This window comes from Streptomyces sp. NBC_00154, from assembly GCF_026342835.1.
In the GTDB taxonomy this organism is placed as follows: Bacteria; Actinomycetota; Actinomycetes; order Streptomycetales; family Streptomycetaceae; genus Streptomyces.
Genome location: NZ_JAPEMI010000001.1, coordinates 25,689 through 46,472 on the forward strand (window position 1 = coordinate 25,689; position 20,784 = coordinate 46,472).

Below are 20,784 nucleotides of genomic sequence, written 5' to 3' on the forward strand. Positions count from 1 at the left end.
AAGGTTGAGCGGTCGGATGGCACCGATGCGGGTGCCGGAAGGCGGCAGGGCGTGGCACGGCTGTCCCTGCCGCGGTGCGGACCGGCCTGGTCTGGCCACGGACAGTGTCGAGATAGCCGACCGGTCACCTATCAAACTAGACGACCGGTCGAGAATTGTCAAAGTGCCGACGGACGGAACTCGGCTCCCCGCCTCGACCATGCCTGGGCAGTGGGGAGCCGAGCACAGGGAGAGATGTGAGGTCAGGCAGCGCGGGCGATCCCGCCCGGGTCGTTGGGGTGCGACTGGACGGCGGTGACCACCGCCGCCATCCATGGCCACAGGGGCAGCGTGCCGAGCACCCTCTCGTACAGCTCGGCCTCGTCGGCGGCTCGCCACAGACCGACGCTGCGCAGTTCACCCACCGGGCGCCACAGCCTGACCAGATGGCCTGCGGCGGCCAGTTCGCCGGCCCGGACGGCTTCGGCCGCGCGGCGGCGGTCGACCTCGGCCGGGTCGGTGCCCTCGGGAACGGTTGTGGTGAGCCCGACCAAGAACTCCTGCATGGTCTTACCTCTCTCGATACTGATGGGACTTGGGTACGCCGGGACGCGCGGAACGGGGCGGTGTCGGATTTCCCCGGCACCCGGTGCCCGCCGAGGCGAGCACCATCAGACGCGCTGCCGGACCGACCGTCGCCCGCGACAGGACCGGTGATGCGAACCAGTTGCCCCCTGGGACCGCCCCGGATGCCGGCCGGGCACCTGCACGGTGACGTACTGCTGCTTCTCCACAGCCCTGCAGTCCGCCGTCAATCAGGGATACCATCGCGCGTGGGTCAATAGTCGACCGGTCTAGTAGACTATAGTCGAGCGGTCATATACTGGTGACATGGGACGGACCAGTGATGCCAAAGAGAAGATCCTCAGCGCCGCGCACACGCTCATCGAGCTGCGCGGCTACTCGGCTCTGGGTGTGGCCGAGATCTGCAAGACAGCCGGAGTACCCAAGGGCAGCTTCTACTACTTCTTCGAGTCCAAGGAGGCTCTCGCGCTCGCCGTGATCAACGAGCAGTGGGCCGAACAGCAGCGCGACTGGACTCGCATCCTGAAGAGCGAGGCGCCGCCACTGCAGCGGCTGCGGCAACTGTTCGAGGAGACAGAAGCCGACCAGCGGGCCGGCCAGCAGAGCTGCGGGACCGTTTCGGGCTGCATGTTCGGGAATCTCACCCTGGAGATGAGCAACCAGACCGAAGCTGTCCGCGAGCACCTGCAGGCGATCTTCGAGGCCCAGGTCGAGATGGTCGACTCGGTCATCACCGAGGCCCTGGAGCGTGGCGAGGTCGCCGTCACCGACACGCGTGAAGCTGCCCGGTCCGTGGTCGCGCAGCTCGAGGGCCAGGTCTTGTTCGCCAAGCTCTACAACAACACTTCCCAGCTCAGCGCCCTCTGGACGAACTGCGTGGCGCTACTGGGCGCCCGCACGGCGCAGGCGCCGGCCAACGCCTGACACCGCAGCTGCAGACCTCGATCTGCAGCTCGTCGTGGCCGGTGGGGCAGGGCGGTTCCGGAGAAGCCTTGGGTCCGGGTGGCGGAATGCTTCCCGGGCCGGGCGACACGCACCACCTCGCACGACATGTCGGCAGCCGTACCGGAGGCCGTCCCGCGTGCCGACCGGAGCGCGGTTCGCGGGAGACCCGACAAAGCGGGCGTCACCGCCTCGCAGGAGGAACACACGCATCATGATCTCGCCGCTGGCCGCTCTCGGAGTGAGCACCCCTATTCTCGCCGCACCGATGGCCGGCGGTCCGACCACGCCCGCGCTGGTCGCCGCGGCGGCCCGGGCGAACAGCCTCGGGTTTCTTGCGGGCGGCTACCGAACCGCCGACGCCCTGGCCGAGCAGATCGCCAAGGTCCGCTCCGACGGCGTGGGCTTCGGGGTCAATCTGTTCGCGCCCAACCCCGTTCCGGTTGAGCCGGAAGCCTTCCGCCGCTATGCCCGCGCTGTCGCACCCGAGGCCCGGGCCTACGGCGTCGACGTCCATACAGCCGGAATCGTCGAGGACGACGACCACTGGCAGGACAAGGTCCACCTGCTACTGACCGACCCGGTACCGGTCGTCAGCTTCACCTTCGGCATCCCGGAGGCAGCGGTGATCGCCGCACTGCGCGCCGCGGGGACCCTGGTCGTCCAGACGGTCACCTCGGCTGCGGAGGCCCGCCTGGCCGCGGAGGCCGGCGTGGACCTGCTGGCCGTGCAGGCCTCGGCAGCAGGAGGACACTCCGGCACGCTCACCCCGCAGCACATTCCGGCGCCCGTCCCCCTGACCGACCTCCTGGGCGAGGTGCGCCAGGCGGTGTCCCTGCCGCTCGTCGCCGCAGGCGGAGTGGCAACCCCGGCGGACGTGGCCGGGGCACTGCGTGCCGGAGCCACAGCTGTCATGGTCGGCAGCGTCCTGCTGCGTGCCGACGAGGCCGGCACCTCACGACCCCACAGGGCTGCGCTCGCCGACCCGGCGCGGCGCCGGACCGTGGTGACCCGGGCGTTCACGGGGCGTCCTGCACGGGCACTGCGCAACGACTTCACCGACCGCTACACCGACCTCGCCCCCGCCGGCTATCCCGCACTGCACCACCTGACCAGCCCGATGCGCAGAGCTGCCGCTGCCGCGGACGATCCCGAACGGATCAATCTGTGGGCCGGCACCGGATACCGCCATGCCGCAGCCGAACCCGCCGGGCAGATCCTGCAGGGGCTGGCGTCCGAGCTCTGACCGGCGAACCGTGCACGACGTCCGGCACGCTCCGGGCGACGCCGGCGCAGGACATCGGGGCCCTCAGACCAACGAAACTCCGAGCAGTGCCTCCAGCTGCGCGATCGTCTCTTTCGGGTCCTTGGCGTGGACGCCCGCCAGCCCCAACTCCGCTGCCGGCGCGAGGTACTGCTCGGTATCGTCCACGAAGACACAGTCCTCGGCGGGCTTGCCGAGCATCTCCAGCATGAGCTGGAAGACGGCCGGCTCGGGCTTGCGCATCCCGTGCTGCTCGGAGATCACCACGGCGTCGTACAGCTGGTCCAAGTCGTACCCGTCGTACAGATTCCACGGGTCGAGACCGACGGAGTTGGACAGGATCCCCACCGCCACCCCGGCCCGCCGCGCGGCGGCCGCAGCCTTGATCATGGTGGTCTCCGGACGCAGATCCGCGAAGATACGGCCCATGAGATTGTCGGCGGCCACACCGAGCTTCCTCGCTGCCGCGATGTTCCACTCCGCCTGAGTGATCGCGCCGCGCTCGAGGTCGTGGGTGCGCCGAACTGCGTCCTCATCGAGGTACAGCGCGGCGATGCAGGCGCCTTCAGCCAGACCCTCGCGCTGCTCGAAGGCGAGCACGGCGGGCAGGAGAGGCGTAGTCAGAACGCCGCCGAAGTCGAGGATGAGGCCGGTGCGGTGGGTCATGACGGAACTCCAGATGCAGTAGCAGGGGCACGAGCGCCACCTGACCCGAACAGACAGTGGTGTGGCGGGACGTCAGCCGGGCCTTGTCGGACGAACCCGTCCACGACCGTCCCGACGTCGAAAACGCCCGACTCGCCTGCGCGCTGCCGAGGGAGGGGACTGCTCAGCGGTTCCGCTGTGCGTGATCCTGCAGGGAGGCCGGCGACATCGGAAGCCTGCACCCCCTCCTCACCCCAGGCTGACTACGATATCGCAGGCCTTCAGGGCGTCGGACTGCCCACCTGCACTCCTCAATGTCACCGTCGCGTCTGTCGTCGACGTCGACGGCTTCTGACGCCCGCTCCGGTCCTCGCGTTCCACAGACAGCAACGCCGGTCCGGTCCCCTCACAACAGCCGCGATCTCGCTGTTCCGCTGACGTACTGTTCGCCGGCGGCCCGCGTCGCCGGAGACCTTCGGCGCCTCGAAGGATCCGAAGGCCCCCAGAACCTTCGCCCGCAAGCCGCCGGCCGCTCACGGCGTCGGCCTCGACGAGATCCGGGCGCCCCGAAGCGGCGCAGGCCGGCACACCATGGCTCAGGCGTCCGGGATCGGCACGTCCAGCGAGACCGTCTTGCCACGGCCGTTCGGGGAGCTGTTCCACAGCCCGGCCAGGGCCTCCACGATAAGGAGACCACGGCCGTGCTCGGCCTCTGCGTTTCCCTCCTCGGAGAGCGACAGGGGCGAAGGTACGGGCGGGTTGCTGTCGGAGTCCCGCACCTCCAGCCGCACGCGATCCGTGTACGCCCGCAGCCGCACATCGACGTCGCTGCCCGCGTGGATGATCGCGTTGGTCACGATCTCGGAGACCATGAGCTCGAGGTCGTCCGACATTTCCGCCAGCCCCCAGGACCGCAACCTCTGCTCCACGAAACTGCGGGCCGCCTTGACCCCGTGCAGGTCGCGACGCTGGATGTGAAGACTCCCCGTCCGCGTCACACCCTCGACACCGGCACCTTCATAGCGGGCGAGGAGCAGCACCGCGTCATCACGGCGCTGATGGGGGCCCGCCGCCTCGGCGATCAGGCGGTCGGCCAACTGCTCGAGATCGGACCCGGCCTCGCTGCTGCCGGAGCCGAGCAGCGTTTCCAGAGCGGCCCCCGGGCCGGTCCCGGCGCAGTCGACCAGACCATTCGAATACAGCATCAGGACGGACCCGGGGTCAAGGACGTGCTCACGCCCGCGGTAGCCATCCATCGTCGCGACGCCCAGAGGCAGGTTGGCAGGTGCTTCCAGAGGGCCGATGCTCCCGTCGGGCCGTTGCACCAGCGGCTCGGGATGACCGGCCAAGGCCACCTCGGCCATGCCGTCTGCCGTGTCCAGGGCGACGACACAGCACGTCACGAGCAGTTCCGTACCCAGTTCGGCGAGCAGCCTGCCGGTCCGGTCGATCACCGCGGCGGGGCGGTGGCCCTCGGTTGCGTAGGCCACCACCGCACTACGCACCTGGCCCATGACGGCGGCGCTCTCCATGGCGTGGCCTTCCACGTCACCGACGACCAGCACGACTCTCTCACCCGGCAGTTTGATCACGTCGTACCAGTCACCGCCCACCTGGGAAGTGACCGTGGCAGGCCGATAGCGCGCTGTGGTGGTCAGCCGGGGCAGCTCGGAGAGCGTGGACGGGAGGAGCCACCGTTGGAGACATTCGGCAACCGCGCGCTGCTCCATGCCGAGTTGGACGCGCTCCACCGCCGCGCCCAGGGCTCCTGCCATCATGCTCAGGATGGCCCTCTCCTCGGGCGGGAAGCCGCGAGGCGCGTCGAACGACAGGCAGCAGACGCCGACGACATTCTTGCTCTCGATGAGAGGAAGATCGATGACGTGCCTGCTTCCGACGAGAGGGAGGTACGCCTCGGCTTCCGGCTCGTCCTCGGAGCAGTCGGAGTCGGTAGCCGACAGCCGGCCGCCGGAGAAGAACAGCGGACGCCCCCGGACCGCCTCCGCCGCCGGCGTCCGGGCGTCCAGCCTGGCGCCGTGGAGGTTCCGGACCATGCCGGAGGAGTCCCCGCTGTGCCCGAGAATCCACAGGCGGCCCTCGTCGACCGAGGCCAGGACCAGGCCCTGGGCGCGAAAGGGGGACATCACGCAGTACCGGGCTGCACCGACGATGTGGTCCATGGTCGTGGCCTGGTTCAGCATGTCGGCAAGACGCTTCTGCGGGTACAGGAGGCTCGTGCCCGCGGAGCCAGGAACGCCGGGCACCCCCCAGCCCGGCGTGCAGAGGGCTGGATCCGCACCGAATGCCGGCACAAGTACCGGCATGTGACCTGGTGTGATCGCGGCGCCGCTCTCCGCCAGTTCCGTCAGGGCCACCGCCAACTCGTCACCGATCTCCGTCAGCCCTGTGCAGTCCGCTGCCTCGCAGCCGCCCTGGGTCTCCAGCCGAAGGACGGTGATGGCGCCGAAGCGGTGGTTCGCGGCGATGACAGGAGCCGAAATGGCGATGTACGGATAGGGCGGCACATGCTGCTGGTCCGCCGCGGCCGGGTCGGGATCGGCCAGGACCGTCAGCCGTCCTGAGGCCAGGGCACGTGCGGAGGCGTAGGGCGCGTCCAGCTCCATCCGCCCGGGGAGTGTGAAAGAGGAAGGCGGGCTGCCGCCGATCATCGCGGCCCGGAGTCGCGTGCGGTCTTCGTCCAAGAGGTAGACCACTGCCGCCACGGCATCCAGCCGGTGCACGGCCTCGCGGAGCGCGCGGTACAGAGTCGCCGCCACATCCGTGCCCCGGATCCGCGTGGACCCGCCTCTGCGGCGGTGTTCTCCGACTGCGCTGGTGTTCTTCACAGAACGGCTCCCTATACCGGGAGTATAAATTCGGCGGTGGCCCCTCGCTCATGAATGAGCAGGCGGTGAGCCCTGGGGCGAGCGTCAGGGGCAGGACGCCCGGTTCGAGCGGACCACCACTCACCACCCGGTAGACATTGGGCAGGCCGGAGACAGTCCGGGTGCTGGTCTTCCTGTCCAGGGTCGCGGTGACGGTGCCGCCGACATCGAGGTCCGCCGCGCCAGTGCCCGCGGTCAGAAATCGAGCGCTGGAGCACGTCACGCGAGTGCGTAGGGCGTCACGGCCTTCATCGCCGCGGCGCACGTCGAGGGCGCGGAGGGCCGCGCCCTCGACGACCCGGAAGGCCGAGGTGGCTGCGGCCTCAGGCGACGGTGGCCTCGATGGCGACCGGGATGTCGAGCGCCTTGGAGTACGGGCAGATCTGGTGGGCGCCCGCGCCGAGTTCCTCCGCGGTCTTCTGGTCCACCCCGCTGAGCTCCAGGTGAAGGACGGCGCTGAGGCTGTAGTCGCCCGTCTCGTGCTTGTGGTGCAGGGTGACCTCGGCGACGACGGCCAGGTCCTTCAGAGAAACCTTTCTCTCCGCAGCCGTGATCTTGACCGCGCCCAGGAAGCAGGACGCCCACCCCGCGGCGAGAAGCTGCTCAGGATTGGTGGCCCCGCCGGCGCCGCCCATCTCCTGCGGGATGGCAAGGGTGAGGTCGAGCAGACCGTCGGTGGACTGGGTGCGGCTGCCGTTGCGGCCCTCGCCGGTCGCGGTGACAACGGCCGTGTAGTTCGTCTCAGCCATGCTGATGCCTTTCTCGCTCGCCCCAGGTGGACCACCCAGGAGCGTCACCCGTCTGGATGGTGATGACCTTGCCATGGCGGTCCGTCACCCGTCAAACAGGTGACGGCTTCGTCTGCCGTGAGGGCGCGCGTCACGTCGGGACCGGTGCACTCCAGACACCGGGGCCCGCAGGACGGCGGCCCGGACCCCGCCCCGACGGCGCTTGACACATTTAAGACGACCGGCCATATTGAAATTCCGGAGCGGGTACATGCACCGCTCCGAAGCACCGCGGGCAAGGCGTGCCGCCGCTTGCGCCGCCACTGCCGCGGTACCGGCGCCCAGCCGCCCGCACCCGCCATCAGCCATCAGCCATCAGCCATCAGCCATCAGCCATCGGCCAAGGAGAACCACCATGTCCACCTATCGCGCAATCGAAGTCACAGGGGCGCGGAACTTCGAGCTGGTCACCCGAGAGGTCCCCACGCCGCCCGCCGGGCACGTGAGGCTGCGGGTGGAGAGCTGCGGGGTCTGCCACTCCGACGTGCTTGCGGTGGAGGGCCTGCGGGCCGATCCGGCGCAGCCGATCGTTCCCGGCCACGAGGTCGTCGGTGTCATCGACGCCGTCGGCGAGGGTGTGCACACCTGGCACATCGGGGACCGGGTGGGCGTCGGCTTCCTGAACGGCCACTGCGGCGAGTGCACGCCCTGCCGCCGCGGAGACTTCGTCAACTGCACGAACCAGCCCCAGACCGGGACGACCACGGACGGCGGATACGCGGAGGTGCTCATCGCCCGCAGCAGCGGCCTGGTCCGGATACCGGACGGCATGTCCCCCATCGATGCCGCCCCGCTGCTCTGCGCCGGCCTGACCACCTTCAGCGCCCTGCGCCAGCTCGACGCCCGCCCCGGCGCCCTCGTCGCGATCCAGGGCATCGGAGGCCTCGGGCATCTCGGACTCCAGTACGCCACCCGGCTCGGCTACCGCGTCGCGGCCATCGCCCGGGGTCAGGAGAAGGAGCAGCTCGCTGTCGAACTGGGCGCGAGCCACTACATCGACAGCTCGGCGGAGGACCCGGGTGCCGCGCTGCAGAAACTGGGCGGCGCCGACGCCATCATCGCCACCGCGGCCAGTGGCGCCTCGATGACGCCGCTGATCCCGGGCCTCGCCCCGAGCGGGCACATGGTGGTGGTCGGCGTCGCTCCGGACCCCCTCTCGATCTCCACGCCCGATCTCGTCCTCGGCACGCGCACCATCAGCGGGAGCCTCACAGGCTCTTCCATCGAGAACGAGGACAACCTCGACTTCAGCAACCGCTTCGGCATCCGTCCGATGGTGGAGACGATGCCCCTGGCGCAGGCGCCCGAGGCGTACGAGCGGATGCTGTCCGGGCGGGCCCGCTTCCGGGTCGTGCTGGACATGACCGCCTGACCGCGGGACGGGGGGCTACGTGCCGAAGACGCTTCCCGGGCCCGGGGCACGCCCTGCCGCGTGCGGCAGAGCGGGCCGGCCCAGCCCGGGGAGCACCCCGCCAGGCATCGTTTGACTCTGCCGAGGCGACCGACCATATTGCCGTAGGGAGGTGGCGTCATGGCCCGACGAAGCATGCGCGAAGAGATCGTCGACGCGGCGGTCGCGCAGTTCCACTCGAAGGGGTACAACGCCGCAGGCGTCAAGGACATCACCGATGCCGCCGGCACCCCCAAGGGGTCGTTCTACAACCACTTCGAGAGCAAGGAATCACTGGCCGTCGTCGCCCTGAGCCGGTACGGCGCGAGTCTGCGGATGCAGGATCTGGCGGCGCCCGACATCGCGCCGCTGGGGCGCCTGCGCAAGCACTTCGAGTTCCTGCGTGACGAGACCGTGAGTGCGGGATTCACCCGTGGGTGTCTCATCGGGAACTTCGGGGTCGAGGTCGCCGACCACAGCGAGACGATCCGGGCCGGCGTCCGTGAATCGCTCGACCACTGGGCCTCGATGATCCGCGGTGCTCTCGTCGAGGCGCAGCAGGCCGGCGCGGTGCGAGCGGACCTCGATACGGAGAAGACAGCACGGTTCCTCCTGAACGCATGGGAGGGCACGCTCATCGCCGCACGCGCCGGCCGGTCGGACGATGCCTTCGACGACTTCTTCGACACGGCCTTCGGGACACTGCTCGCGCCGCCGCCGGAAGAGGCTCAGCCGTAGACCCGTGGGTGGCCGACATCCGCAAGGACGGAGGGAGGGGCGCAGCCCCCTCCCTTGGATCGAAATCGGGCATACCCCTGCACAGCCTCCGGCCGCGCCTGCACCCCCGTACGCCCAGGCCGTGCAGCACCGGCATCCGTAGCGAAGGCCGGCCAGGACCCCCGCCGATCCCTCTGACGTGCATTTCTGCGTGCATACGTACGAGCGCCGCCGGCCTCCCCGCGCTCGAGCCGGTGCGGGTGAGTGCCGAGCGGCCTTGCGATGCGAGGCGAAGGCGCGATCGAGCGACATCCCACCACCCCGACTTCTTGACAGATCAAGGACTCGGGACTTCCACTTGAGCCGGCAAGCATATAATTGACGAGACAAGTACATGCTCGGGGTTCGAACAAGCGGAGCAAGCGGCACGGAACGGGGAAGCCGTCGCCCGCCGACTGCCGGAGATCGCTTCCTGGCACCGAGGCACAGCGCAGGCCCTGTCGGCCTGTCGAACCACGAGCCGGCGCTGCTCGACGAGGCCTGCCCGGCATCCCGCGCACCGGAGCACCTGCGCCTGACGGGTGCAAGAGCCCGCCGTTGCCGGTCGTCCGAGGGCGGAGACGCCCCGACGGCGCAGGCCGGGCAACCCACCGAACAAGGAGCCTGACATGACCAACCGTTCCGCGCCCCGTGGGGACGGGCATCCGATCACCCTTGGGCTGGACACCTTCGGCGATGTGACGAACGATGCCCAGGGCCAACCGCTCACGCATGGCGAGACGATCCGGAACCTGGTCGAGGAGGGGGTACTCGCCGACCAGGTCGGCCTCGACCACTTCGCCATCGGGGAGCATCACACCGACTGGATGCCGCTCTCGGCGGCCGACGTGGTCCTCGGCGCGATCGCCTCACGCACCTCGCGCATCCGTCTCGGATCGGGTGTCACCGTCATCAGCTCCGACGACCCCGTCCGGGTCTACCAGCGCTTCGCCACACTGGACGCGGTTTCCGGGGGCCGCGCGGAGGTGATTCTCGGCAGAGGCTCGAGCACCGAGTCCTTCCCACTCTTCGGCTATGAACTCAGCGATTACGACCGGCTTTTCGAGGAGAAGGTCACCTTGTTCGCTGAGCTTCTGAAGGAGAAGCCCGTCTCCTGGTCCGGCACCACCCGGCCGGCTCTGGACGGCTTGTCCGTCTTCCCGCACAGCGAGTCAGACACCCCATGTCGTTTGAGGTCAAGCGGCAGAGGTGTAGGCATGGTGTGACCAGGCGGTGGCTTCGTCGTAGTGGGTACGGGTTTTGAGGCAGCCGTGGAGGATGCCGACGAGCCGGTTGCCGAGCTGGCGGAGGGCGGGGTTGTAGCCGACCTCGCGGGCGCGTTGCTTGTCGTAGTAGCGGCGGGCGCCCGGTGATCGCAGGGCAGCGAACGCCTGGGATTGCAGGGCGTCGGCGAGGCGGTTGTTGCGGACGTAGCGGGCCTGGACGCTGTGGCTCTTGCCGGAGGCTCGGGTGATGGGGCTGGTGCCGGCATAGTTCTTGCGGGCTTTCGCGTTGGCGTATCGGGTGGGATCGTCTCCGAACTCGGCAAGCACCCGGGCGCCGGTGATCTCCCCGATGCCAGGCATCGAGAGGTAGATCTCAGCGTCCGGGTGCGCCAGAAAATGGGTCTTCACCTGCTCTTCCATCGCGGCGATCTGCTCGTTCAGCGCGATGATCAAGCGGGCGTGGGCGGTGGCGGTGGCCGCGTAGGCGGCGGTGACCGGTTCGGGCAGACCAAGTTGCGGCTCACGCAGCGCGGCCTGGATGGTGGCCGCTTTCGCGTCCCGGTTGCGGCGGCGGTGTCGCGTCAGGACGGCGGTGATCTGGGTGCGGGTCAGCTTTGCCCCGGCTGCCGGGGCAGGTGCCTTGATCAGCAGTTCCAGCGCGTCCGTGCTGGTCAGTGTCAGGTCCGCGTATGCGGCCAAAGCGGCTGGGAAGTACTCGCGCAGAGTGCAACGCAGCCGCTGGAAGGTGCGGGTGCGTTCCCAGATCAGGCTCTGGTGAGCACGGGCGACGACCTTGACGGCCTGGGCCTGCTCGCTGTCCCCGGCCACCGGTCGAAGCTGGTCCCGGTCGATGCGGACCATGTCCGCCAGCGCGTGCGCGTCGCCCTTGTCGCTCTTGGCGCCGGAGGAGGCATAGCGTTCCTTGAAGCGGTTGACCTGGCGGGGGTTGATCGCGAACACCTGGTAGCCGGAGGCGATCAGGGCCTGCACCCACGAGCCGCGGTCGGTCTCGATGCCGACCACGACCTCGGCTGGGTCCAGGTCCGCGCCGCCGTGGCGGGCGATCAGTTCGTGCAGCTTCGCGATGCCTGCCACCCCTTCGGGCAGGTTCGCGGCGGCCAGTTTGTGGCCGGTCTCGTCCTGGACCTCGACATCGTGGTGGTCCTCGGCCCAGTCATCACCGATCAGCAGCAACAGACCCTCCCCGTCTCGTACTTGACACAGCGGTGCAGCCTGCGGAAGGCGCGGCACGCGGCCTAATGGATCCAGTGCTCACGCCCCCGTGGGGCGGGCACGCCACCCCATCAGCGGTCTGGCCTCCCGGCCGACCAGCAGGGGCACGGTCTGACTCCAGAACTCGGCTGGTTCCGGCGGCGATAGTGCTCACCTGCTGGCGGCTACGGAACCGAGCATTCCCCGACTCCGTAGCTCCCATTAGGCGGGATCCCGACCTGGATCGGCGTCGGCGGCAGCCCCGAGTCGGTGATCCGCACGGCACGGCACGGCTTCTCGCTGATGCTCGCGATCATCGGTGGCCCCACGGCACGGTTCGCTCCGTTCTCCGCCCTCTTCCGCGAGGCCCTCGACAAGCTCGGCCAGCCGGAACGGCCCGTCGGCGTTCACTCCCCCGGCCACGTGGCCGCCACGGACGAAAAGGCGGTGGAGGAGTTCTGGCCGTACTACGAGAGCACGATGCGGATGGTGGCACGGCAACGCGGTTTCCGCGCGCCGACGTTCGAGCACTTCAGCCACGACGTCGGCCCCGATGGAGCCTTGTACGTCGGGTCGCCCGAAACCGTGGCACGGAAGATCGCCACCACGCTCCGGACACTGGGCGCGAGCCGCTTCGACCTGAAGTACGGGATGAACGGCCTGCCGCACGAGGAACTGATGACCACCATCGAACTCTTCGGCACGCAGGTGGCGCCGCTGGTGCGCGACATGATGACCTCCTGAGGCATCACGTTCAGCGGGACCCGGCTGAAACTGCCCTGCCCCGCCCCCACGGGCGGCACCACAGGGCAGTTTCCACGGTAGGCAGCCGATGTGTGCGAGGGCCTGATCGACGAGGACTCCTGCCCCCGTTCCGGCGACACCGAACCCGTGCGCGGCCCCCGGCTGGTCCTCAGGACAAACGGCAAGGCGGTACCGGATGTCTCCGATACCGCCTTCGACATGCTCAAAAGGCGTCCAGACCCTCACCGACGAGGAGACGAACGTCGCCGAATGCGAGGGCGTGCTGTGGCACCTGGAGGATCTACCCCGCCGCTACGCCCTGTGCTACGACGCACAGTTCGCCCGCCGTTTCCTGGTCACCGTGATCGCCATGACCACCCGGTGCAGAGCAACACCCCGCGGTTGCTCCCCTGCTCAAGGAATCTTGCGATGCGCAATGCGGGGACTTCAGGTGAATATCGGAACAATCGGTGGAACAGTAGTAGCTTCCGCTGACGACGGCATCGCTCCTGCGGGCCTCTTGCGGCAACCCGACTCTTCATCATCAACAGCCCGGCGAAAGGCCGCCCATGAAGCGAACGTTCACGCTAATCACCGCGCTGGTCGTCACCGTACTGTCGCTGACACCGGCGCACGCCGCGGTCAAGAAGGCCAAGCCCCCGCTCAGCTGCGAGTCTCGGACGTTCACCTCCAGCCCGGGCCCGCGCTTCAACGACCCGGAGGACCCCGCCGCCCAGATGAAGATCATGGGCCCGATCATCGAATCGATCAACAGCGCCAGTTGCGGGCAGACCATTCGCGTCGCCATGTACTCGATCAGCACCGCACAGCCGGGCCCGGACTTCGCCAACGCCCTTATCGCCGCGCACCAGCGCGGCGTCATCGTAAAGGCGCTGATGGACGCTCACAGCGACAATACGATCTGGCAGTCGATGGTCACCGAGTTGGGCAACGACCCGCGAGCCTCCAGCTTCGCCGCGCTGTGCCCGGGCGGCTGCCTGTCCCACTTCGACGGCTCCGCCCTGCACGCGAAGTACTACATGCTCAGCGGCGGGCTCGATGCGAACAGGACTGTGACCGTCAGCAGCGCGAACCCCACCTCCGCCCAGGCCAGCACCGCGTGGAACAGCAGCGCCACCGTCAAGGGCAACGTCGACCTGTACAACTCCTACGTCCGCTACTTCAGCGCCATGGCCAGGGGGGCGATCTATGGCCCGGGCCCGCTGGCACCCGACTACTACAACTCCACCAGCGCCACGGCCGCCAGGAAACTGTCCCCGCCCTCCTACCAGTGGCCCAAGGCGCGCACCAGAAGCGACACCTGGGTCGACTTCCTGAGCAACATCAAGGCGCCGGCCACGATCAACATCGCCATGTTCCAGTGGACCTCTCACGGGCAGCCGGGCGACCGGAACTATCTGGAGCTGCCGAAGAAGCTGGTGAGTCTGGCACAAACCGGCGTCAAGATCCACATTCTTATCACCGCCGGCCAGGTCGATGACAGCGTGCAGAGCTACCTGAAGAACCGGCCGAATATCGACGTGCACGACACCAGCCACGGCACCGACGCGAATGGCAACGCTCTGCACTACACGCACGACAAGTACATGATGGTCAGCGGCAGTTACGCGGGTGCGGCCAACTCCAGGCTCGTGTTCGTCGGGTCCTCGAACTGGACGAGCAACGGCGTCTGGCACAACGACGAGTCGAACCTGAAGCTGATCGGCCGGTCCAGCTACGACACGTTCATGGCGGACTGGCAGAACCAGTACGACCGCTGCTGCGGGACCGTGGCGCGGCAGTTGAGTGCCGAGGAGCGCGCCGAGAATACGGCACGAGAGATTCCGATCGATCCGAGGCAGGTCCAGGAATAGGCATTCTCGGTCCGAATAGTGCCAGTGAGCTCCAACCCGGCTGGTCTGGCGGATAGTTGGAGTGAGTGGCGTCCGGACGTGAAGATGCTCCTGATGGACGAGGTCACGACCAAGATCGCCTGTCCGCCAGGAGCTTCCGCGTGCTTGTCTGCCCAGCCGGCGCTCGATCGTCCACCTCGGCTCTGCGCTTCCTCGCCTGTGAGCTCGCCGCACGCTCGCCGGGAACAGGGCACGCGCTGGGCGTCGGCTGTCCGCCGGATGGCGAGCGCTGCTGGTTCTGGCCCATCTGCGCTGCGGTCACACCTACGCCCAACTGAGCGCCGGGTTCGGCGTGGGCATCACCACCGCCTACCGGTACGTCGCCGAGACCGAGGTCGTCCGTGTTCCCAACCGCGGGCGCTGGGACAAGCTCTCCCCAGGGTCAGCAGGACGTTCTTCCCCGGCCTGGAACGGGCACTGGACCTGACCAACACGGGCCCGCTCATACTGCTGACCGGTCCTTGAAATCGAACATGAGCCCAAGATTTCGCATGACCCCATACCGTCGGCCCCGGTTATGGGGACGCCGCTCCCAGCCCCGCTCCCACCAGGACGAGCGTGACCTGCACGAAGAGCGCAAGCCCATACCCATAAGCCCCCCGAACGAATATGTGGACAGCGGTCCGAGTGGGAGCAATTCGTTAAGGGGACTGGGAGCGCGCGCTCCCTCCCATCGCTCCCTGGGAGCGAGCCCGGGAACAGAAAAAGGGCCGTTATGAAAACGGCCCTTCACCTGCGACGTTCAATACGTTCGAACTGTCGGGACGACAGGATTTGAACCTGCGACCCCTTGACCCCCAGTCAAGTGCGCTACCAAGCTGCGCCACGTCCCGATACACGCCTGACCTGGTCTTTTCTCCTGGCCGAACGCGCATGAGAACAATACCGCACTTGGGCCGGTGCTCACGAACGCCTTTCGGTACTTGACCTCGACCAAACTTGAGGTTGAACGCTGGGACGCATGACGATCAAGACCGCCGCACCGGCGCTCCCGTACCGCGACCTGAACCGACTGATGAGCCTGATGACGGGCGACGAGAAACACGGGCCCGCGGCCACCTCGACCCTCGACGCACTCTGGGTGCTGTACCACCGCGTGCTGCGCGTCACACCGGCCACGGTGGACGATCCGGAGCGCGACAGGTTCCTGCTCTCGAAGGGGCACGGGCCGATGGCGTACTACGCCGTCCTCGTCGCGCACGGCTTCTTCGACGAGGATCTGCTGTCCGGTTTCGGCGGGTACGACTCGCCGCTGGGACACCACCCTGACCGACTGCTCGTCCCGGGCGCCGAGATCGGCAGCGGATCACTGGGACACGGGCTGCCGCTGGCCGTCGGCAGTGTGCTCGGCCTGCGGGCTCAGGGGCTCACCGATCCGCGGGTCTGGGTCCTGATCGGGGACGCCGAGCTGGACGAGGGCAGTAATCACGAGGCGATCGCCTACGCCGGTCCGGCCGGCCTCGACCAGCTGCACACCCTGGTGATCGACAACGCCTCCGCGACCCATGGCCGGCCCGGCGGCATCGCGTCCAGGTTCGAGGCGGCCGGCTGGTCGGCCCTGACCGTGGACGGGCGCGATCACGAGGCGCTGTACGCGGCGTTCACCGCACCGCACCCCGGCCGACCCCTCGCAGTGATCGCTCGCGTCGCCCCCAAGAGCTGAAGACCGCACCACGGCACACCAGCACATCCGTCACCGGAACGAGGAGTACCACCTCTCATGGACACCATGCGTGAACGCTTCATCACCACCGCGGCCCAGCTCCTGGACGACGACCCCAGGATCGCCGTCGTGCTGGCCGAGATCAGCCGCGACGGCTTCGACCGGGCCGAGCGCACCCATCCGGACCGGGTGATCAATGTCGGCATCCGGGAGCAGCTGCTGATCGGCGCCGGGGCCGGACTGGCGCTGACCGGGATGCGGCCGATCATCCACACGTTCGCCCCCTTCCTGGTGGAGCGGCCGTTCGAGCAGGTGAAGCTCGACTTCGGGCATCAGGGCGTGTCCGGGGTACTGGTCAGCGCCGGAGGTTCGTACGACTGGCCGGCCGCGGGCATCACCCACATGGCACCGGGCGATGTCGCCCTGATGGACACCCTCGACGGCTGGACCGTGCAGGTCCCGGGCCACCCCGACGAGGCCGAGACCTTGCTCCGCCAGGCGGCCGCCGGGGAGGACCGGGTCTATCTGCGGCTCTCGCTCCAGCAGAACGAGCGGGCCCGGCCGGTCGGCGCCGGGTCTGGATTCACTCCGGTGCGAGAGGGGAGCCAAGGGGTGGTGATCGCCGTCGGGCCCATGCTCGACGGTGTGCTCGCAGCGACGGAGGGCCTGGATGTCACGGTGCTGTACGCGACGACGGTGCGCCCGTTCGACGCGGCGGGGCTGCGGCGGGCGGTCGGGGCGAGGGAGACGGCGGACGCGGTGATCGTGGAGCCGTACCTGTCGGGCACCTCTACGGGCGCGGTCAACGACGCACTCGCCGATCTGCCGCACCGGGTACTGGGGCTCGGGGTGGGCAGGGCCGAACTTCGCCGCTACGGGCAGATGGACGAGCAAATCGCCGCGCACGGCCTGGATCCGCGCGGGCTACGGGAGCGGATCGGCGGCTTCCTGAACAGCTGAGACCGGTGGGGGACACGGTGCGCCCCCGCAACGGGATGCGGCCGGCCGAGGTGGCCGGTCGGCCCATCAGCCGCTGAGAGGCCTGGCGACGGGGCCCGGCCCGCCCGCGCCAGCCCCCACTCCGCGTCACAGCGAAGTCGCAGAGAGCCCTTCCGGCCCATTGACCCCGCAGATGACGTGAACCTACTCTGAACGGCGTACTCCAGAAAGCGCTTTCTACATCCCGCAGTCGGCATCTACCGCACAGGGAGCGCCCATGAGTCACCACCCGCCACTCAGAGATCCGCTGAGCAGACACCTGCCGAGCAGGCACCCCTCGCGAGGATTACCGTCGCCTCTCCTCGCTCTCTCCGCACTCCTGGCCCTGGTCCTCGGCCTGCTGGTGGCCTCGCCACCCCGCGCCCACGCGGCCCCCTTCCGGGTCCTGGTCTATTCCGAGGTCACCAACTTCAGGCACGACTCGATCCCCGCGGGGATCGACGCGATCAAGAAGCTCGGCGCGGAGAACGGCTTCGACGTGGAGGCCACCGACGATTCGGCGGTCTTCAACGACACCGATCTCGCCCGCTTCCAGGCCATCGTCTTCAACAACACCAACTCCACCCCGGAGACAGGTGACTTGCTGAGTGCCGACGAGCGGGCCGCCCTGCAGAAGTTCATACGCGGGGGCGGCGGCTGGGTCGGGCTGCATGCCGCGTCCGCCAGCGAGCGCGACTGGGACTGGTACGAGGGACTGGTCGGCGCGATCTTCGACCAGCATCCCGCCGTGCAGACCGGCCGGATCAAGGTCCTAGACCATGCGCACCCGTCCACCAAGGGCCTTCCGGACCTCTGGGAGCGCACGGAGGAGTGGTACAACTGGCGCACCAACCCGACCTCCAAGGTGCACACGCTCGCGCAGATCAAGGTGCGCGACGGCATCACCGGTCTGGACGAGGGCGTGGACCATCCGTGGTCCTGGTGCCAGAACTACGACGGCGGACGCTCCTGGTTCACCGCGGGCGGGCATGCGGCGGCGGCCTTCCAGGAGGAGGGCTTCGTCAAGCATCTGCTGGGCGGCATCGAATGGGCCGCGGGTGCCAAGTCGGGTGACTGCACGGCGACCCGTACCGGTTCGTTCCAGCGCACCGCCCTGGCCACCAGCGATCTTGCCGACCCGTTCGAGCTGGCCGTCGCCCCCGACCGCCGGGTGTTCTTCGCCCAGCGCACCGGGAAGCTGAAGGTCATCGACCAGCAGACCATGAAGGTCACGACGGCACTGGACTTCGCGTACACACCGGAGATGACCAGCCAGTCCGACGGGTTACTCGGCCTCGCGCTCGATCCCGGCTTCGCCACGAACAACTGGCTCTATCTCCTGCACTCCGACAAGACGGAGAAGCGGCTCAACCTGTCCCGCTTCACCGTCACCGGCAACACGGTAGACCCGGCGTCGGAGAAGCGACTGCTGACCATTCCGACCTGGCGGGGCGAGGGCCGGGCCAACTCCCACATGGCAGGTTCGCTCGCCTTCGACAAGGACGGCAATCTGTACGCGGCGACGGGCGACAACACCGACCCGTTCGCCTCGGACGGCTTCAACCCGATCGACGAGAGCGAGGGCCGGCGCGCCTGGGACGCCCAGGGCACGGCGGGCAACACGAACGATCTGCGCGGCAAGATCCTGCGCATCACGCCGAAGGACGACGGCACGTACACCGTCCCGGAGGGCAACCTCTTCGCGCCCGGTACGGAGAAGACGCGTCCGGAGATCTACGCGATGGGGATGCGCAACCCGTTCCGGATCACCACGGATCCGCTGAGCGGCGCGCTGATGGTCGCCGACTACGGCCCGGACGCCAAGGCCGCGGTCGCCGACCGCGGACCCGAGGGCACGGTCGAGTACACCCGTATCACCAAGGCGGGGAACTTCGGCTGGCCGTACTGCATCGGCAACAACACTCCGTTCAACGACTACGACTTCGCGGCGAAGAAGTCGGGCCCGAAGTTCGACTGTGCGGCGCTCGTCAACGATTCGCCGAACAACACCGGGCTGCGGGAGCTGCCGCCGGCCCAGCCGGCCACGGTCTGGTACGCCTACTCCGCGTCCGCCGAATTCCCGGAGCTCGGCACCGGCGGCGGTGGCCCGATGAGCGGTCCGGTCTACGACTACGACCCCGACAACACGTACCGCACCAAGTTCCCCGAGTACTTCGAGGGGAAGTGGCTCACCTACGAGCTGACCCGCCAGTGGTTCAAGACGTTCTCGTTCCAGCAGAAGGACCAGACGTTCACCGATCCGCGGTTCGCTCCGGTCAAGGCCGGTGATCTCCAGTCGATCAACGGCGTCTTCGCGGACATGAAATGGAACCAGCCGTTCGATGCCGACTTCGGCCCCGACGGGGCGCTGTACGTCATCGACTTCGGCCTCGGCAGCGGCACCGGACGCGGCGGCAGCAACGAGGGGGCGGGCATCTACCGGATCGACTACGTCGGTGACGGACGGCTGCCCAACGCGAAGATCACCGCGAGCCGGGACAGCGGTCCGGCGCCGCTCACCGTCGCGTTCTCCAGCGCGGGATCCGGCCTGCCGGAGGGTCAACCGGTCACCTATGCCTGGGACTTCGACGGCAACGGCACCACCGATTCGACGGAGCCGAACCCCTCGTACACGTACCGCACCAAGGGGCTCATCACGGCACGCCTGACCGTCACCGGGCCCGGTGGTCTGACCGCGCAGGCCGTGCAGGACATCACCGTCGGCAACACCAGGCCCGAGGTGACGATCAAACAGCCTCCGAACGGGGGGATGTTCAACTTCGGCGACACCATTGCGTTCACGGTCAAGGTGAAGGACAAGGAGGACGGGCGGAACGGGCAGCCGATCGACTGCTCCCGGGTGGTCGTACAGTCGCAGCTCGGCCACGACACCCATCTGCATCCGCTCGACAACTACACCGGCTGCACGGGCGAGATCGTCACGGACGCCGGGGACAGCCACGGCCCGGGACAGAACCTGTACTACGGGATCACCGCCCAGTACGAGGACAAGGGTGCCCCGGGCGCACCCGCGCTCACCGGCTCGACCTCGCTGACGCTGCGCACCACGTTCCGTGAGGCGGAGCACTTCACGGCGACCGGCGGCGCGCACGACGGTGTGGTGGTCGCGAGCAGGGCCGACGCCTCCGGCGGGAAGCGGCTGACCGAGATCGAGGACGGTGACTGGATCAGCTTCGATCCGGTGCATCTGAAGAACATCGACTCGGTGACGGTCGGCGCGGCCTCCGGCGGGATCGGTGGCACCGTGGAGTTCCGGTCCGGGTCCCCGACGGGTCCCCTGCTCGGCAAGGTGACCGTTCCGAACACCGGTGACTGGGGCAAGGTCGTCTCACCGACGACGGCCCTGGAGAACCCGGGGAGCAGTGTGAAGCTGTACGCGGTGTTCAGCAATCCGGATTGGTCGAGCGACAAGGCAGATCTGTTCGCGGTGGACTGGCTGCACTTCAACGGGCCCGGCGTCGAGAAGAAGCCCGGTACGAAGGTCAACGTGAAAGCGGCCCCGGCCACAGGCACGTCGCCGCTCGCCGTCGCGCTGAGCGGTGTGGTCGAGCCGGTCGCCGGTCGCACCATCACCTCGTACCACTGGGACTTCGGCGACAACGTCAAACCCACGGGCGCGGAAGGCGCGACCGCGACACACGCCTACGACCGCAAGGGTGCGTACACCGCACATCTGACCGTCACCGACGACAAGGGCGACACGAGCACCGGTTCCGTCCGCATCGACGTGAGCTGAGCGCGCGTCGGCTGAGAGGAGACACGATTTGACGCTCTCCCTCCTGAAGGAGGGAGA

General features: G+C 68.4%; 15 protein-coding genes, 1 tRNA gene and 1 pseudogene. 11 read left to right on the top strand and 6 right to left on the bottom strand.

Annotation, left to right across the window (positions count from 1 at the left end):
* Positions 1-242: 242 nt before the first annotated feature.
* On the bottom strand, positions 243-545 hold the full coding sequence (locus tag OHA03_RS00135) for a muconolactone Delta-isomerase family protein (protein WP_266999490.1): 303 nt from the start codon (positions 543-545) through the stop codon (positions 243-245).
* 325 nt (positions 546-870) lie between these two features.
* On the opposite strand from OHA03_RS00135, the gene OHA03_RS00140 reads away from it, so the two are divergent.
* A complete protein-coding gene (locus OHA03_RS00140; RefSeq protein ID WP_266999492.1) occupies positions 871-1,488 on the top strand; it encodes a TetR/AcrR family transcriptional regulator in 618 nt (205 codons plus the stop codon).
* Between the two features lie 232 nt (positions 1,489-1,720).
* Complete coding sequence (locus tag OHA03_RS00145) at positions 1,721-2,752, top strand: nitronate monooxygenase (protein ID WP_266999494.1); 1,032 nt, start codon at positions 1,721-1,723, stop codon at positions 2,750-2,752.
* Between the two features lie 63 nt (positions 2,753-2,815).
* On the opposite strand, the gene OHA03_RS00150 is transcribed toward OHA03_RS00145, so the two are convergent.
* The 3 genes from OHA03_RS00150 to OHA03_RS00160 form a co-directional block, all read right to left on the bottom strand.
* Entirely contained in the window at positions 2,816-3,436 is a 621-nt protein-coding gene (locus OHA03_RS00150) for an HAD-IA family hydrolase (protein WP_266999496.1), read from the bottom strand.
* Positions 3,437-4,011: 575 nt separating this feature from the next.
* Entirely contained in the window at positions 4,012-6,261 is a 2,250-nt protein-coding gene (locus OHA03_RS00155) for a SpoIIE family protein phosphatase (protein ID WP_266999498.1), read from the bottom strand.
* A 362-nt stretch (positions 6,262-6,623) separates the two neighbouring features.
* A complete protein-coding gene (locus OHA03_RS00160) occupies positions 6,624-7,049 on the bottom strand; it encodes an Ohr family peroxiredoxin (RefSeq protein WP_266999499.1) in 426 nt (141 codons plus the stop codon).
* A 394-nt stretch (positions 7,050-7,443) separates the two neighbouring features.
* Between OHA03_RS00160 and OHA03_RS00165 the strand changes: the two genes are divergently transcribed.
* The 3 genes from OHA03_RS00165 to OHA03_RS00175 all read left to right on the top strand — a co-directional run bounded on the left by OHA03_RS00165 (position 7,444) and on the right by OHA03_RS00175 (position 10,460).
* A complete protein-coding gene (locus OHA03_RS00165; protein ID WP_266999501.1) occupies positions 7,444-8,460 on the top strand; it encodes an alcohol dehydrogenase catalytic domain-containing protein in 1,017 nt (338 codons plus the stop codon).
* Between the two features lie 159 nt (positions 8,461-8,619).
* Entirely contained in the window at positions 8,620-9,216 is a 597-nt protein-coding gene (locus tag OHA03_RS00170; protein WP_266999503.1) for a TetR/AcrR family transcriptional regulator, read from the top strand.
* Between the two features lie 647 nt (positions 9,217-9,863).
* Entirely contained in the window at positions 9,864-10,460 is a 597-nt protein-coding gene (locus OHA03_RS00175) for an LLM class flavin-dependent oxidoreductase (protein ID WP_323181125.1), read from the top strand.
* Here the strand turns inward: OHA03_RS00175 and OHA03_RS00180 are convergent.
* Positions 10,431-11,654 carry an IS110 family transposase gene (locus tag OHA03_RS00180; protein WP_266999505.1) on the bottom strand — a complete coding sequence of 408 codons (1,224 nt, stop codon included), beginning with the start codon at positions 11,652-11,654 and terminating at the stop codon, positions 10,431-10,433. The two genes, OHA03_RS00175 and OHA03_RS00180, sit on opposite strands and share 30 nt — an antisense overlap.
* 249 nt (positions 11,655-11,903) lie before the next feature.
* Here OHA03_RS00180 and OHA03_RS00185 point away from each other — a divergent pair, with 249 nt between their 5' ends.
* The 3 genes and pseudogenes from OHA03_RS00185 to OHA03_RS00195 form a co-directional block, all read left to right on the top strand.
* The gene (locus OHA03_RS00185) at positions 11,904-12,416 is read left to right on the top strand and encodes an LLM class flavin-dependent oxidoreductase (RefSeq protein ID WP_267007874.1); all 513 of its coding nucleotides are present in this window, start codon (positions 11,904-11,906) and stop codon (positions 12,414-12,416) included.
* A 569-nt stretch (positions 12,417-12,985) separates the two neighbouring features.
* On the top strand, positions 12,986-14,290 hold the full coding sequence (locus tag OHA03_RS00190; RefSeq protein ID WP_266999507.1) for a phosphatidylserine/phosphatidylglycerophosphate/cardiolipin synthase family protein: 1,305 nt from the start codon (positions 12,986-12,988) through the stop codon (positions 14,288-14,290).
* 140 nt (positions 14,291-14,430) lie between these two features.
* Positions 14,431-14,657, top strand: a pseudogene (locus OHA03_RS00195) (transposase family protein); the annotation flags it as partial.
* 431 nt (positions 14,658-15,088) lie between these two features.
* Here OHA03_RS00195 and OHA03_RS00200 read toward each other — a convergent pair.
* Positions 15,089-15,162 (bottom strand) — tRNA-Pro (locus OHA03_RS00200).
* Positions 15,163-15,290: 128 nt separating this feature from the next.
* Here OHA03_RS00200 and OHA03_RS00205 point away from each other — a divergent pair.
* The 3 genes from OHA03_RS00205 (at position 15,291) to OHA03_RS00215 (ending at position 20,727) form a co-directional block, all read left to right on the top strand.
* Positions 15,291-15,992, top strand: a complete 702-nt coding sequence (locus OHA03_RS00205) for a transketolase (RefSeq protein ID WP_266999509.1) — start codon at positions 15,291-15,293, stop codon at positions 15,990-15,992.
* Between the two features lie 57 nt (positions 15,993-16,049).
* Positions 16,050-16,952, top strand: a complete 903-nt coding sequence (locus OHA03_RS00210; RefSeq protein WP_266999511.1) for a transketolase family protein — start codon at positions 16,050-16,052, stop codon at positions 16,950-16,952.
* A gap of 256 nt (positions 16,953-17,208) precedes the next feature.
* Positions 17,209-20,727 carry a ThuA domain-containing protein gene (locus OHA03_RS00215; protein ID WP_266999513.1) on the top strand — a complete coding sequence of 1,173 codons (3,519 nt, stop codon included), beginning with the start codon at positions 17,209-17,211 and terminating at the stop codon, positions 20,725-20,727.
* Positions 20,728-20,784: the final 57 nt, after the last annotated feature.